The following is a 14,570-nucleotide window of genomic DNA, read 5'->3' as shown; positions in this document are numbered from 1 at the left end:
AAGGGCGGGTCCTGTCTTCGGTCACCCCCGTCGTGCTCGTTCCTGCGCGCGCCGGGGGGCCCCCACCGAAGTCACCCGCACCACGCATGAATCTTGCAATCCCGACCCTGCAAAACCCTTGGCTCGTAAACGGCAGCTATCGCATACGCCGCAGGGTTTTTGTCCGCCTTGATAACACGACCATGTCAGATGGGTGGGCACCTTCAGCCGTTGGGCCAGGCGCACGATCTGTGATTTGCTCAAATGAATGAGCGGCGTCTCAACCTTGATCGTCCGTCCCTCAACACAGGCCTTAAGCCCGCGCGCCAGCACTCCGGCATAGGCCTTGAAAAACTCCGGACGGCAATCAGGATAGCCCGAGTAATCCACGGCATTGGCCCCGATGAAAATGACCCCGGCCCCCACGGCCTCGGCAAAAGAAGCGGCGAAACTTAAAAAAATGATGTTCCGGCCAGGAACATAGGTCACGGGGATATCTTTGGCATCCAGACGCCGGCCCTCGGGGACCTTGACTTTTTTGTCCAGCAAGGCGGAGCCTTTCCACGGTAAGCCGATGCGGACGATCTCATAGGGACAACCGGCGGCCTTGGCTACGGCAACAGCAGAACGTATTTCCTTCTTATGCCTCTGGCCGTAATCAAAGACCAGGCAATGACAGGCATACCCTTTTTGAAGGGCATGATATAACGTCGTCGAGGAATCAAGCCCCCCGGACAATAAGACAACTGCTTTATTCATAATAAATCACGCTGGCGGTTTCGCTTTCCCATACGCGCACGTGCTTGAGTTTCAGCGGCCTGACAGCCGGGGCCAAGGCACGATAAACGTGGCGGGCCAGGTTCTCGGTGGTGGGATTAACGCCCTTGAAAGCGGGCAGATCGTTCAAATACGCGTGGTCCAGAGGATCCAGGACATCCTTCAATTTTTTCTTCAGGACCTTAAAATCCGCAAGCAGGCCCACCGCATCCAATTGGTCCCCGACGACGGCAATCTCCACATGCCAGGTGTGGCCGTGCAGGTCCTTGCAGGGACCTTCATACCCTGCCAGCCGGTGGGCGGAGGCGACATGGTCTTTGACCGTCACTTCAAACATCGCGGTACCTTTGGACATTCTTGACGCTGTTGCCTAAAAATCGGACGGCCAGGCGTTTGAACAATTCCGGCTCGTCGCTGACCAGATAGGTGTGGCGGGCGGGCTTAAGGGCCATGCGCAGCAGTCCTTTGCGAACGAGGATGTCTTTCACGGCACCCGCCACTTCCGTGGCGGAATCCACCAGGTTGACCTTGGGCCCGACGACACGGCCCAGCACCCCTTTTAACAGCGGGTAATGGGTACAGCCCAAAATAAGAGTGTCCACCTTGGCCCTCTTCATGTCCTTTAAATATTCTTGCGCGACCGAAACGGTCACCGGGTGGTCAAACCACCCCTCCTCAACCAAAGGCACGAACAGCGGGCAGGCCTTGCTGGTGACCATGATGCGCCCGTCAAGCTCGAGGATCTTGCGGACATAGCGTCCGCTTTTGATCGTGCTCTGGGTAGCAATGATACCGACTTTTTTGTTCCTTGTTGATACGGCCGCTTTGCGGGCGCCGGGCTCGATGACCCCGACGATGGGCACGGAAAATTTCCTTTGAAGGGTCTCCAGGGCCAAACTGGAGGCGGTATTGCAGGCCACCACCACCATCTTGACCTTGTATTTCAAAAGGATGGTGACGATCCGGGTCGCAAAACGGATGATGGTTTCTTTGGACTTGTTGCCGTAAGGCACATGCGCGGTGTCCCCGAAATACACCACCCGCTCATTGGGCAGGGCATGGGTGATCTCCTTGACCACGGTCAGGCCGCCGAGACCGGAATCAAAGACACCAATGGGAGCGTCGGAACTAAAGGGCTGTGGCATAATCAATGATGCTGCGGGTGATGGCTTCGGCCATGCGCTGACGGTATCCGCCGGAATTAAGTTTTTCTTCTTCCCGGGCATTGGTCAAAAACCCCGTTTCAACCAGGACGGCCGGAGTGATGGTGTTGCGCACGACAAAAAACCGGGAGGCCCTTGCCCCGCGGTTGGGAACGCTCACATCGCGGGAAACGCCGCGGGCTATCTCTTCGGCGAGTTTGCGGGATTCGCCGATCTTGTGGTCGTACATCATCTGCGCGACGATGCCGGCCAACAGCGGCGAATATTCCATGTTCAAACTTCTGGCAAAGACCTTTTCATTCCTCTGACGCTGGTCCTCGTCCAGGTCTTTCTGGTCAACGGTCTTGACGTAATAGGTCTCCACCCCCCTGGTCTTGGCCGACGGATTGGAGTTGGCATGAATGCTGACGAAAAGATCAATGTCCGGCCGGGACGCGATCACGGTGCGATCGGCGAGCGGTATAAATTCATCACGGGTGCGCGTCATGATGACCTTGAAACCGGCCCCTTCCAGCAGGCCCCTCAATCGTTTGGCGATGTCCAGGACCACGTTCTTTTCTTTAGTGCCGGTCGTTCCGGTGGCACCCGGATCTCTGCCGCCGTGGCCCGCATCGACCACAATGGTGCGGACCTTAGACATCGACATGTCGGCGACCAGCCCCCTGCGTCCCAGCACCACTCCAAAAGGCGCCAGGACCCTGGACTCAAAATCCTCCGGTACGTAAATAACGCTCTGCCGGCGGCGCAAGGGCGCGCTTAAGATGACCTTTTCCTTGCCGACTAAGACCACCGGACTTCCGACGAGCGCTTTGGCCATGGCCCCTTTGTATTCCAACAGGACCACCTGTGTTACACCGTCAAATTCCCAGGCCACGCCATAACGGTCGCACACGCTGTTCAATGACACTCCCGGCAACGGCGCGCTCACGGGCAGGGGCACAGTGGCACAACCGCTGACGAAAAACAAAAGACATGAACATGCCATCGCCTTTAAAAGACGGACTGTCATTGGGTTTGAGGGGGCTGCTGTGGTTGTTCTGCGTCAACGGCCTGCGCGCGCGGGATCAGAAAGATCACGGTCTCGGTCTTTTGCATCCAGCGGCCCTGGTTACGAAAAACCAGACCGACCAAAGGCAGGTTGCCCAAAATGGGGAATTTATGCATTTTGGTGATCTCGGTTTCCTCCGTAAGTCCGCCCAGGATAATGATCGTGTTTTCCTTGATCGCGGCCTGGGTCTGGGTCTTTAAGGTCAGGGCCACCGGCGGCTTGCCCCCGTCTTTGAAGATCACCCCGATGGCCGGCTCGATGACGATGGACGGGCCCGCATGGACCGAAGAGGCAAAACGCAGTCCAAGCCGTACCGTCTGCTCCTTGCCTTCGCCTAAACTTAAAGTAGAAGCCAGGGGTTCATCCATCGTCAAGCGCACGCTTTCCTGCGGGATCTGCGACATCTTTCCGACGGTGTCCAAAGCGTCCAGCAAAACCGCGTAATCCTCGGCGGAAACGGTGCCGGCGCTTAAACGGTATCTTTTATCCATCCAGAAAGAATTGTCCTCTTTTTTTAAGGGGAGTACGTGAAAATCCGAAACAATGGCCTCCCAGTCCACCCCGTCGCGGTGTTCATCATTGAGCACGATCTGGACGACGTTAATGTCCAGCGTCAGGCTCTCTGACGGTCCTTGCTGGGCAAAAATAGCAGGGGAATAAAAAACGACAAAAAATAAAAGAAACAACATGCGGCGCATAGTGGATATCCGAAAGCAAATCATGTGTCATTTTCGTACAAATTCACGGGATGGTCAAGAATTTAACCTGTTAAAACAAATTTGGCCGTAAAAAAACCTTCCATGCGCCCATCCGGCAATACCCTTAAACAGCGCGCCGCTTGAGGGGCGACGGGTGTTTGGGCCAGATAAGACGGCACGCCGTCCAAAGCGACCGGCTCCAAAGACAGGAGGCCTTGTGTCTTGCGCAATAACCAGTCCACCACCGCTTCATTTTCTTCCACGGCGAACGTGCACGTGGCGTAGACCAAAATCCCGCCGGGTTTTAAAAGACGGCTGGCGTTCAGGAGCAGGCCTTTTTGCTTGTGCGCCATTTCATGGACCTTTCGCACACTCCAATACCGGGTGGTCTTGGGTTCATGGACGTTAAAACGGCCCTCCGAACTGCACGGGGCATCCACCAAAATACGGTTGAACAGGGTCCCGCGGCCGTCAAAACGCTGTCCGTCCACCATCTTGAGAGTGACCCGCGCGCCCATCAAGTCCACGACGGATCTTAGCCGGAAAAACCTGTCCCGCACCGGTTCGTTGGCCACCAGCGTGCCTTCATTGTTCATATGAGCGGCGATCTGTGTCGTCTTACTGCCCGGCGCGGCGCATAAGTCCAAAACCGTTTCCCCGGGCCTGGGATCCAAAACCAAAACCGGGATCTGGCTTTCAACACCCTGGCTGTACAATTTTCCTTCCGAAGCCCACGACGACGCTAAAATTTCCTTAAGCGATGGTACCGGCACCCACAAAGCGTAGGAGCACCACGGCACCTCCTGCCAGGAGATGTCCATACCTTTAAGGAATGCTTTCGCTTCCGGCACCGTGGTCTTAAGGGTATTGACGCGAAGTCCCGCGTGGGTCTTTGCAGAAAAAGAACCCTCGACCTGCGGCAAGAGGGGAACTGGAATGATGGAACGCAAGCGTTCCAGGAACGGTTGGGGAAGCGCGAGAGAGGTCACTTTCTCATCCGCGCGGATAACCGGCATCATTATTTCAGCCCTTTTAAAGCCTCATTTATCCTCATCAGCGCCTTGTCGAGATCAAAATGCTCACGTTCGCCCGGCGTTAATACGTCAAATAATTCATTTTCAATCCGTGAACGCATGTCCTTGATTTCATCATTGGATCGCCCGAGATTGGTGCGATACTTTGCTAAATCCGGATCTCCGCCATCTTCCTTAATCTTTTTCTCAAAAAGATCTATCACTTCCTGGTCCGCAAGGTTGAATTGATTACGCAAAATAAAATCGAGGTCATAGAAATCGCGCGGCGCGATGGTCTTCCTTAAGGCCGCGGCCCGGAGCTTTTCACTCACGATCTCTTTTAAGGACAAACAATTGACCTTGCCTCCATCAAATAACGGTTCTCCGGTAAAGGGATGCAAAAAATTATGTTGGACTTGGCGTTTCTCTGTCGCGTGGATCGGATTATACCTAAGGCCGATCTCAAATTTAATTTTTGCTTCGACCTGGCGTAGAGCTGATTGATAAACAAAATAATATACATACTGCTTGGATTCGTTGCGCCCAGGATTGTCCGATCCATCGATCTTTATATCTAATGGCTCCACAAACTTCTTTATATGGTCCTTCACCGACTGGATACACTTGCGTCTTTCGCCGCGCGTCGCTTCGTACTGTGGGAGCTTCATACTAAAATCAAGATCTTCGCTCAAACGATAATATGCGTAATAAATCTTATTTAAGCATGTCCCTCCTTTAAAAATGAGGTCTTCTGAAAGCTCGTGCACCCGGGAAAGGACCAACGTTAAATAGTAATCTTTTTCCAATAGAGGCAATAAAAACTCTTTCTTCCTGGACGCTCTTTCAAGGGTTTTTATAAATTCTTCTTTATTTTTGTGGATCATTAACAATGACTCTCCATTTTTTGTTGAGCGTTCCTTTGCGCGATCCAGTCAGCGAACTCAGCGCGGTTTTTGCCACGCTTTTGATAAGCGGGCTAAGGGTGGTTTCGGTAATGCCTAAATCATCAAGGATCAGGCCGACGCGTTTTCTGGTCGTGATATTTGGAAAACGTGCGGCGTATTGAATGAGCTTCTTGATATCACATTTCTTTTCTTCAACAACTTGTTTGAAGATCTGGACGGCGTTATTAATGCCGCCGACCGGCTTGTTAAAATAAAGAAGGTCGATGAGCGTCCTCTCTTTAGAGCTGACGAGGGCATCCGTATTTTTCACTTTAATGATTTCCCGGCCATAGATGCGGCTTTCCGGAATTCTTATGAACTTATAGGAAATACCGCAAATGATCCTTTCCATACGTAAGGTTGTATTAAGAACATATACGGTCTGAAAAAGTTGTTCCGAAAAACCGTAGTAATTAAACATGGTTGAGTAACCGACGTAGTAATTCTTTTTTGGGAAAAAAAGCGGAGGAATGAGCAGTTCATCGATCCCTGTCCCTTCCGGGCCGGCTTCAAGCGGGGAAAAGGCATAGACGCCGCGCTTTATAGGGTCCAGTATTTTTTTCCTTTTGAGCCTGAAAACAACCTGTTTTCTATCCTCTGGGGCGAGTTTAAATAATTGATCGAGATCCTCTACAGTGACGATCAACTTTTTCTCGTATGTTAAGCGGGCGACGATATTGGTCTCGATCGGGCCTAAGGTCTTTGATGTATTTTCAGGTATCATAGGTTATCTTTAGAATAACTCTCATACACTTTTTTTACATGACCAATTTATCACATCTTCTCCCTTTGTCAATAGAAAATAAGCCGCAGCTCACCCAATATAGCGAAAGCCCCATATGGGGGTATATTTCTATTTTTACATTTATGCCCTATGGGTAGTTTTCTTTGAAATGGAAATAAAACGATACGGTATTCGGGTGTCAAGGATCGCGCTTGCCGGGAGCGGACATGTGGTATATACTTTCACCATGCGCGCACATCATCGGCACGGCCAATCCTTGATCGAATATTCCCTCATCGTCCTTTTGGTCATCCTGGGGATCGTGGTCATGGGCCCGTATGTCCTTCGCTCCATCAACGCCCATTTCAAAATATGGGACGAAGAGATCCAGGACTCCCACAACGAACGCATCGTTGACCCCGGCGCTTTAAGCGTCCCTGGCCCTGGAAGTTAAATTCTTCCGAAAGAACAGCTCAACGACGACACCGGCAGCCATGCCCACGATAAAGCCGTAAGGCAAAGCGCAGGCCATCAGCCCCACCATACAAGCGACCCACAAGCCGGCCCTGTCCGACGAGAGATCCCGCACCAGCGCCATCAACGATAAGGCCTCGACGAACAGGATCGCCGCCAGGACAGGCATGGGGAATATCTGGATCACCTGCGCGAAGGTCTGGCTGAACAACAGCCCCAACAGCAGATACATCCCGCCGTAGATGAGAAGCGACCCGCCGGTGCGCGCGCCGAACGTGTAATGCCCCATCATCCCTCCTGAACCGTGGCAGACAGGCACGCCGCCGAACAAAGGGCTCACGATGTTCATGAGCGTATAGGTCCATCCGATCTTATTAACGGTCAGCGGCCGCTCGGGGAAAAGGTCTTCGTTGAGCTGACGCGTGGCTAAAATGGAATTGCCCAAAGACAGAGGAATTTGCGGCAAGGCCAAAAGAATAAAACCTGTTCCCACCGCGCCCCACCCCGGCATGCGCGCAACGGGTAAATGAAATCCGACAGCGCCGGAAAAACCCGCAGGATTGATCTTAAATACAAACGCATACACCAACCCCAAAAGAATGGCGGCGAGCGCCGCCGGAAACCGCCTGTTCTTTAAAAGCACCAGGATGAGAACGAAAATGCATCCGCCCCAAACGTATCCGATAACGCCGTCGCGGGGCAGATAATCCTTCAGGGCCAAAAGGGCCAAACTGATCCCAAGCCCCAGTTGAATGCCGCGCACGACGGACTTTGGGATATGACGGGCCAGCCGCGACAAAGACCCGCTGACGGTCAGGGCCAGCATGATGAGGGCAATGGCCAGGCCTCCGCCATAAATCGTGTCTGCCGGTATTTTCTGGGTGATGACAAGGAGGGCAACGGCTTTCAGGGGCTGGACAGGCATGGGCCGGCGGTAAATGATGCCGGTCATCACCTGCATGACGCCATAGACGGTCAGCACACAGGCCGGGTCAAGGCCGGAGGCCAGGATCATGCCGACCAAAAGCGGGAAGTCCGTGCCTATGTCCCCAAAGGCGCCGGCCCATTCATTGCGGTTAAATTTCATGCCCGTCAGCTACGGAATTCGGCGAACAGATCAGTGCTCAAATAACGCTCGCCGGTGGACGGAACAACGGTCACGATGAGCTTGCCTTTATTCTCCGGGCGACTCGCCACCTTGATGGCCGCGACCACATTGGCGCCGGAAGATATACCGCATAATATTCCCTCTTCGCGGATCAGGCGTTTGGCCATGGCAAAGGACTCTTCATTGGTCACCTGGATAACCTCATCCACGAGCTTCATGTCCAGAATGCTGGGAATGAATCCCGCGCCGATCCCCTGAATTTTATGGGGGCCGGGCTGGCCGCCGGAAAGGACCGGGGACGTGACCGGCTCTACAGCGATCGCCTTAAAAGACGGCTTGCGGGGTTTGATGACCTGCGCGACACCGGTGATGGTGCCGCCGGTGCCCACACCCGCGACCAGGAAATCCGCTTTCCCGTCGGTATCGCGCCAGATCTCCTCGGCGGTGGTCAGGCGGTGGATCTCCACGTTGGCCGGATTGTCAAACTGCTGGGGCATGAAATACTTCGGGTCCGAATCATGGATCTCCTTGGCCTTCCTGATCGCCCCTTTCATGCCTTCCGCGCCCGGCGTCAAAATGAGTTCAGCGCCCATCGCCTTTAACAGCGCGCGGCGTTCCAAACTCATGGTCTCGGGCATGGTCAAAACGAGTTTATACCCTTTGACCGCGCAAACGAACGCCAGGGCTATACCGGTATTGCCGGAGGTCGGCTCAATGATCACCGTGTCCTTTTTGATCTTTCCCTTTTTCTCGGCATCGCGGATCATGTTGAACCCGATGCGGTCCTTGACGGAACTTAAAGGGTTGTAAAATTCCAGTTTTGCCACGACCGTGGCCTGGCAGCCCTGGGTGACCTTGTTGAGGCGCACCAGGGGCGTATTGCCGATCAGTTCCATAATGTCATTTGCGATTTTCATTCCGTTCTCCTTGTTTGTATTTTTTCAAATAAACCATCATCAGCGTGATCGAAGCCGGGGTAACGCCCGAAATGCGGTTGGCCTGGCCCAGCGTCGCCGGGGTAAAACGTTTGAATTTCTCACGGACCTCTTTGGACAGGCCCGGCACCGCTTCAAAATCAAACCCGTCGGGAATGCGGATGTATTCAATGTGGCGGAACTTCTCAATTTCCTTCATCTGACGGGAAATGAACCCTTCGTATTTAATGGCATACTCGACCTGGGACGCGGTTGAGGCGCCGCAATCCTTGAAACTGTCATCATAGGCCCTGATCGTGTCGTAGGTGACTTCCGGCCTTTTGAGCAGATCATAAAGGCTTTTCCCGTCCCGTTTGACATGCCGCAAATGTTCGATATGGCGTTCAACGGTCTCGTATTTATCAATGACCTGTCTGTATTCCCCGTCGGACAAAAGCCCGAAGGCATGCCCGTATTTGGCCAGACGGATGTCCGCATTGTCCTCGCGCACGATGAGCCGGTACTCCACGCGCGAGGTGAACATGCGGTATGGCTCCTCGGTGCCCTTGGTCACCAGATCGTCGATGAGAACACCGATATAAGATTCATGACGGCCGAGGACGAACGGCTCTTTGCCCTGAACCTGCAAGGCAGCGTTGATGCCGGCCACGAGCCCCTGGGCGCCGGCTTCCTCATAACCCGTGGTGCCGTTGATCTGCCCGGCCAGGAATAAACCCTTCACCCTCTTGGTCTCCAGCGTCGCTTTCAATTCCGTCGCCGGGATAACGCCGTGCTCAATGGAATATCCGGGACGGACCATGACCGCCCTCTCCAAACCGGGAATGGAATGCACCATCTGTTCCTGCACACCGGCAGGCAAGCCCGTCGAGATGCCGTTGGGATAATACTCGGACGTGTCCAGGCCCTCGGGTTCCAAAAAAACGTGATGACTGTCCTTGTCGGCGAATTTCTTTAACTTGTCCTCGATGGACGGGCAATAACGCACGCCCGTGGCCTGGATCTGGCCGGAATACATGGGCGACAAATGGAAATTCGCGCGGATGATGTCGTGCGTCTGCGATGTCGTGCGCGTGATATGGCACGGCAAAAGTTTCTGCGTCTTGGGAATTTCCGGCGTGCGGAACGAGAACGGCACCGGCGGCTCATCGGAATCCTGGCGGACCAAATTTTCAAAATTGATGGTGCGCCCGTCAAGACGCGGCGGTGTTCCGGTCTTGAACATCATGACCTCAAATCCCAGGTCCCGGATGGAGTCCGCCAGCCGGTTGGACGCATCTTCCCCGACGCGCCCGCCGGGTGTGATCCGGGAGCCGAGGTGGATGCGGCCGTTGAGAAAAGTCCCGGTCGTGATGACCAGGGTCTTGGTTTCAATGACACTGCCGTCCGCGGTCTTGATGCCCGTGATCCTCCCGTGGCGCACGATCAATTCTTGGACCTTATCTTCTTTAACGGAGAGGTTGGGCGCGCGGGCCACCGCATTTTGCATGTAAAGCCGGTATTGCTTGCGGTCCGACTGGCAACGGGAAGAACGCACGGCCTGTCCCTTGGACGCGTTCAATTGACGGAACTGGATGCCGGTGCGGTCAGCGGCCAGGCCCATTTCCCCGCCCAAAGCATCGATCTCCTTGACCAGCTGGCCTTTGCCCACCCCGCCGACGGCGGGGTTGCAGCTCATCTGGCCGATGGTGGAAAAAGAAAACGTCACCATGAGGGTTTTGGTCCCCATGCGGCTGGAGGCCAGGGCCGCCTCAATACCGGCGTGTCCGCCGCCGATCACGATACAGTCATATTGATTAGACATAATTTGGTGATTAGAAATTTACAGGAAAATGGGGGAACTGTCAACTGATTATGACGAGGGGGCGCCGCAGGATTCGCGCACGATGAGTTCGGGGATCAGGACCTTGCGGACAAGGCCTTCCTGCCTGCCCTGCATGATGTCGTAGAGGACTTTAACCGCTTCTTCCCCCATGGCAAACAGCGGCTGTTTGATGGTCGTCAGCGAAACCGGGCCGAAAAGACCCGCGGGGTTGTCATCAAAACCGACGACGGAAATGTCTTCGGGGACCTTGATGCCGTGTTCCATGGCCACGGAGATGATCTCAAGGGCCATATCGTCGCTGGCGGCGAAAACGGCCGTGGGAGGATCATCCAGGGCAAAAAAACGTTCGCCGGCCGTGCGGGCCGAGCGGCGGGAATAATCGCCTTTAAAAACATATTTCGGATCAAGCGCGATGTCTTTTTTCATCAGGGCCTTCTGGAAACCCTCCAAACGGTCAATGCCCGCCTGGGTCTGGATATTGCCCGTCACGGTCGCGATGCGCTTATGTCCCAGATTGATAAGGTATTCCGCGGCCATGGCCCCGCCCTTGACGTTGTCCACCGCGATGTAACTGACCTCCAGGTCCTTGACCATGTGATTGATGACCAGGCACGGGACCCCCTGGGAGAGGGCCTCCTCGACCTGGGAACGGTTCTCGATGATGTCGGCGAAAATAAGCCCGCCGGCATAATTGGATTTTAAGGGATTGTGTCCGTCGGTGATGTGAAAGATGAGGTCGAGGCGCAGGGTCTCACAGCCGTGGCCGATGCCGCGCATGAGTTCCACCGCGTAAAAGGAATGGAAAATGCCGGGAAATCCCGGGATGACAAACCCCACCGCGGTGTTGGCCCCGCCCTTGGCCAAACGCTGGGCCGTCGGATTCGGTTTGAATTTCAGGAAACCGATGGCTTCCTGGACGCGCGCGGCGATGTCTTTGTTGACGGTGGGAAATTTATTCAGGACGCGCGAAACCGTGGTGATGGAAACCTTCGCGCGGCGGGCCACGTCCACAATGCTGATCTTTTTTGGAGTGTTCATCAATTGCTCGCTACTTGTGCTGAGCGAGCCCCGAAGGGGCGAGTCGAAGCATTAGCGGACAATGTCTCCGACCTTCAGCTGCACGGACTTGTTCTTGATGTCTGCGGCGGAAATATCTTTGCGGACCTGAATGACTTCCAGGGAGGCGATGTCATTGCCGCCGCGATACACCTTCAATGCCTGTCCGACCCGGCTGCCGTCGGCCTCACCAAGGTCAACAATGACAAAATTATTGGTCTCATTGATGCTGATGACGGTGTGCTGTTTTTCCCTAGGGGCGGCCGCCGCGGGACCAACAGCGGGGGCAGGGCCCACCGGAACGGCATTGACAATGATCGGAGACAATTCCACTTCAGTCGGTGAAGGTTTTATGGGAAGGTCGGTGATCTTCTGGTCAAGGTTCTGCTTGATCTGCCAGATCTCGTCGATGCGGCCCTGGATGACGCTTTCCGTCTGGGTGAGCTTCTTACCCATTTTGTCTTTGTCTTCGCTCAGGCGCGTGAGGCTTCTTTCCAAAGCCACCTTGGTCGTGGTCAATTGTTTGATCTGGTCCTGCAATTGCTGATTCTGATCTTTTAATTTATCGGCGCGCTCATTGGTCATCTTCTGGTCATTGCGGGCGCGGGCCACCTCAACGGAAAGGTTGTTGGCGAGGTCCTCGCCGTATTTGATCTTGCGGACGATCTCTTCTTTTTCGTTTTGAATGGTCTTGATCTCCAACTGCATGTCGGAATTCTTCTTCTTTAAGTCCACGATCTCCAGGACGCTCTGGTCGAGGTCGGACTTGACCTTCTCCAGTTCCAGCTGCAGCACGGCCTTTTCCTTAAGGACCTGGGCCCAGTAACCTTCCCCCTGCGGCGCGGCAACCGCGGCCGGCTCGCGTTCTTTATAGACGATCTTTTCGGGCTGGTTGCGCAGTTTTTTCATCAACTCGTCGCGCTCGCGGCGGGTGGTCTCCAGACGGCTTTTCCAATCGTCGCGCTCGCGGGCGACCTGCGCCATCTGCCCGTCGACGGCGTCATACTTGGACTTGAGCTCGTCATATATGCCCTGGACTTCGGCCTTCTCCTTGTCCTTCTGCGCGACGCGGTCGTTCATGGCCTTGCTGTCGTCCTGCAATTTCTTGGTTTTGGCCAGCAGCTGGCTTTCTTTATTCTGGTATTCGGTCAGCTGGGCCTGCAGGTTCCGGTTCTGCTCTTCCAGGGACCTTTTCTGGGTAAAAATAGCGACGGAGATCACGGCGAGGACAAGCAACAAAGCGGCAAGTAAAATAATGCCACGGCGGACGGCCTGGGACATAAATTCTCCTTAAAAGTTATACAGACACTAAAGAATATAACAAATGCCCAAGCCCAAGACAAGGGATTTTACGTTTTTTTAAAAATTATTCAAAACGGATGTTGTCGAGAAAGAAGGTGCAGGGTCCGGGGTTGGCGTCGACACTGGCGATCCACGCGAAACCGCCGATGATAGAGGATAAGTCCTTGCCGCGCAAATCGATAGAATACTCCCGCCAGTCCTTGGAGAGGATGACCGGGCCGATGGAGGCGGCATCGGTGTCGGGGAATTCGCGGCTGGAGCCGACACCGCCGATCTTGAACTCGGCGATCTCTTCCCCGCCCTTTTCCCCTTTGGCCCAGAACACGAGTTTCCTGGCCCCGTTGAGATCATACCCGCCTTTGCGCTCGCCCCAATTGTCGGCCGGGTTGAGCCAGTACACCCCGGCCCAGCGCCGGCTTTTGGCCGAACAGGCCGTGTCGTAAACGACCTTGATGCAGCTCTTGCCCTCGGCGCAATTTTGGGTATACGCATTATCCTGCTTGATGCATTCGCCGGTCGGCATGTAACCAGACGAAATATAGCGGTTGGGCGAAGCATTGTCGCGGTAGACGATGAAAGGGACAAAAGCAACGGCGTCCCCCTGATCTTTGGCCAAAGCCAAAAGGGGAACGCCGGTCAATAAAACCAGAACAAAAATCCTAAACATTATCCAATTCACTTAACTTCTGTTGGGCAACTTCGGCGGGTTTCCAGAACCAGCCAGCCGGGTCCCAGCACTGGGCGTAAAAATACTCGTTGATGACCTTCTTGTAGGCCTCGGCGGCTTCCTTTTTCTTGCCGGCGCTACGGTAGGCCTCGCCCTGGATGAACAAAGCGGTCCCGACGTCATTAAGCGCCCAATAACTGAAGGTGCTCTCTTTGCTTTCCCAGGCATATTCTTTCAAAGAGGCCTGCATCTCCTTGGCCTTGGGCGCATAAAGTTCCAGGACCTTGTTCGTATAGATCACGACCGCGTTGAGGTCATTGGCGGCCAGAGCGGTCCATGCTTTTAACGTCAACTGGGCGGACGTATAATCACCGAAATCCACGTTCACGCCGGCCTCGGCCATGGCGATCTTTTCCTTGGCGGCCTCGGCGGGTTTCCAGAACCAACCCTTGGGGTCCCAGACCTGCCCGAAAGAATATTCATTGATCAATTTGCTGAAGGCCTCTTTGGATTCGGCTTTCATGTTGGCCCTGCGGTAGGCCTCGCCCTGGATGTAATAAGCGGCGGCCACGTCATTGAGCGCCCACAAATTGAAAGTGTCGTCCTTGGTGGGCCCCGTGACATAATCTTTCAGCCCGGCTTGCATCTGGCGGGCCTGCTGTGCGTACAGCTCAATGCATTTGTTGGTGTAGGCCAACACCGCCTCAATGTCGCCTTTTTCCAGCGCCGGCCACGCTTTGGAGATCAGGGTGACCGAACGGTAATCACCGAAATTATAGGCCTCTGCTGACCAAACCGGCAAGGCGCCGGCACAAACAGCACTCAACAATAAAACCGTTAAACCTAACTTCTTCATATCC

At 54.5% G+C, this 14,570-nt stretch carries 16 protein-coding genes; 1 reads left to right on the top strand and 15 read right to left on the bottom strand.

The features are described from left to right. Positions 1 to 21: 21 nt before the first annotated feature. The 8 genes from queC to Q7K71_06190 all read right to left on the bottom strand — a co-directional run bounded on the left by queC (position 22) and on the right by Q7K71_06190 (position 6,346). Complete coding sequence (gene queC, locus Q7K71_06225) at positions 22 to 738, bottom strand: 7-cyano-7-deazaguanine synthase QueC (protein MDO8675691.1); 717 nt, start codon at positions 736 to 738, stop codon at positions 22 to 24. Then, a complete protein-coding gene (queD, locus tag Q7K71_06220) occupies positions 731 to 1,111 on the bottom strand; it encodes a 6-carboxytetrahydropterin synthase QueD (protein MDO8675690.1) in 381 nt (126 codons plus the stop codon). The genes queC and queD overlap by 8 nt, the downstream gene beginning before the upstream one ends. Next, a complete protein-coding gene (gene murI, locus Q7K71_06215; GenBank protein MDO8675689.1) occupies positions 1,086 to 1,901 on the bottom strand; it encodes a glutamate racemase in 816 nt (271 codons plus the stop codon). Before murI ends, queD begins: the two co-directional genes overlap by 26 nt. Further along, positions 1,885 to 2,904, bottom strand: coding sequence for an N-acetylmuramoyl-L-alanine amidase (locus tag Q7K71_06210; GenBank protein ID MDO8675688.1), 1,020 nt, complete (start codon positions 2,902 to 2,904; stop codon positions 1,885 to 1,887). Before Q7K71_06210 ends, murI begins: the two co-directional genes overlap by 17 nt. A gap of 20 nt (positions 2,905 to 2,924) precedes the next feature. After that, positions 2,925 to 3,665, bottom strand: a complete 741-nt coding sequence (locus Q7K71_06205; GenBank protein MDO8675687.1) for a hypothetical protein — start codon at positions 3,663 to 3,665, stop codon at positions 2,925 to 2,927. A gap of 62 nt (positions 3,666 to 3,727) precedes the next feature. Then, the gene (locus tag Q7K71_06200) at positions 3,728 to 4,684 is read right to left on the bottom strand and encodes an RsmB/NOP family class I SAM-dependent RNA methyltransferase (protein MDO8675686.1); all 957 of its coding nucleotides are present in this window, start codon (positions 4,682 to 4,684) and stop codon (positions 3,728 to 3,730) included. Beyond that, positions 4,684 to 5,562 carry a nucleotidyl transferase AbiEii/AbiGii toxin family protein gene (locus Q7K71_06195; GenBank protein ID MDO8675685.1) on the bottom strand — a complete coding sequence of 293 codons (879 nt, stop codon included), beginning with the start codon at positions 5,560 to 5,562 and terminating at the stop codon, positions 4,684 to 4,686. Before Q7K71_06195 ends, Q7K71_06200 begins: the two co-directional genes overlap by 1 nt. After that, complete coding sequence (locus Q7K71_06190) at positions 5,546 to 6,346, bottom strand: type IV toxin-antitoxin system AbiEi family antitoxin (protein ID MDO8675684.1); 801 nt, start codon at positions 6,344 to 6,346, stop codon at positions 5,546 to 5,548. The genes Q7K71_06195 and Q7K71_06190 overlap by 17 nt, the downstream gene beginning before the upstream one ends. 229 nt (positions 6,347 to 6,575) lie before the next feature. On the opposite strand from Q7K71_06190, the gene Q7K71_06185 reads away from it, so the two are divergent. Next, complete coding sequence (locus Q7K71_06185) at positions 6,576 to 6,800, top strand: hypothetical protein (protein ID MDO8675683.1); 225 nt, start codon at positions 6,576 to 6,578, stop codon at positions 6,798 to 6,800. On the opposite strand, the gene Q7K71_06180 is transcribed toward Q7K71_06185, so the two are convergent. From Q7K71_06180 to Q7K71_06150, 7 genes are all read right to left on the bottom strand, one after another. Next, positions 6,774 to 7,907, bottom strand: coding sequence for a putative sulfate/molybdate transporter (locus Q7K71_06180; GenBank protein MDO8675682.1), 1,134 nt, complete (start codon positions 7,905 to 7,907; stop codon positions 6,774 to 6,776). The genes Q7K71_06185 and Q7K71_06180 overlap by 27 nt on opposite strands. 5 nt (positions 7,908 to 7,912) lie before the next feature. Then, positions 7,913 to 8,845, bottom strand: a complete 933-nt coding sequence (cysK, locus tag Q7K71_06175) for a cysteine synthase A (protein MDO8675681.1) — start codon at positions 8,843 to 8,845, stop codon at positions 7,913 to 7,915. After that, the gene (gene mnmG / locus Q7K71_06170) at positions 8,829 to 10,664 is read right to left on the bottom strand and encodes a tRNA uridine-5-carboxymethylaminomethyl(34) synthesis enzyme MnmG (GenBank protein MDO8675680.1); all 1,836 of its coding nucleotides are present in this window, start codon (positions 10,662 to 10,664) and stop codon (positions 8,829 to 8,831) included. Before mnmG ends, cysK begins: the two co-directional genes overlap by 17 nt. 48 nt (positions 10,665 to 10,712) lie before the next feature. Next, a complete protein-coding gene (locus tag Q7K71_06165) occupies positions 10,713 to 11,723 on the bottom strand; it encodes a LacI family DNA-binding transcriptional regulator (GenBank protein MDO8675679.1) in 1,011 nt (336 codons plus the stop codon). Positions 11,724 to 11,774: 51 nt separating this feature from the next. Beyond that, a complete protein-coding gene (locus Q7K71_06160; protein MDO8675678.1) occupies positions 11,775 to 13,022 on the bottom strand; it encodes a hypothetical protein in 1,248 nt (415 codons plus the stop codon). An 85-nt stretch (positions 13,023 to 13,107) separates the two neighbouring features. After that, on the bottom strand, positions 13,108 to 13,710 hold the full coding sequence (locus Q7K71_06155) for a hypothetical protein (GenBank protein MDO8675677.1): 603 nt from the start codon (positions 13,708 to 13,710) through the stop codon (positions 13,108 to 13,110). After that, positions 13,703 to 14,566 (bottom strand): tetratricopeptide repeat protein, encoded by an 864-nt coding sequence (locus tag Q7K71_06150; protein MDO8675676.1) that lies wholly within the window; start codon positions 14,564 to 14,566, stop codon positions 13,703 to 13,705. Before Q7K71_06150 ends, Q7K71_06155 begins: the two co-directional genes overlap by 8 nt. Positions 14,567 to 14,570 lie beyond the last annotated feature (4 nt).

This window comes from Candidatus Omnitrophota bacterium, assembly GCA_030650275.1.
In the GTDB taxonomy this organism is placed as follows: Bacteria; Omnitrophota; Gorgyraeia; order Zapsychrales; family Fredricksoniimonadaceae; genus JACPXN01.
The sequence above is the reverse complement of the archived record's forward strand: the minus strand, read 5'-3'. Positions and strand labels throughout refer to the sequence as shown.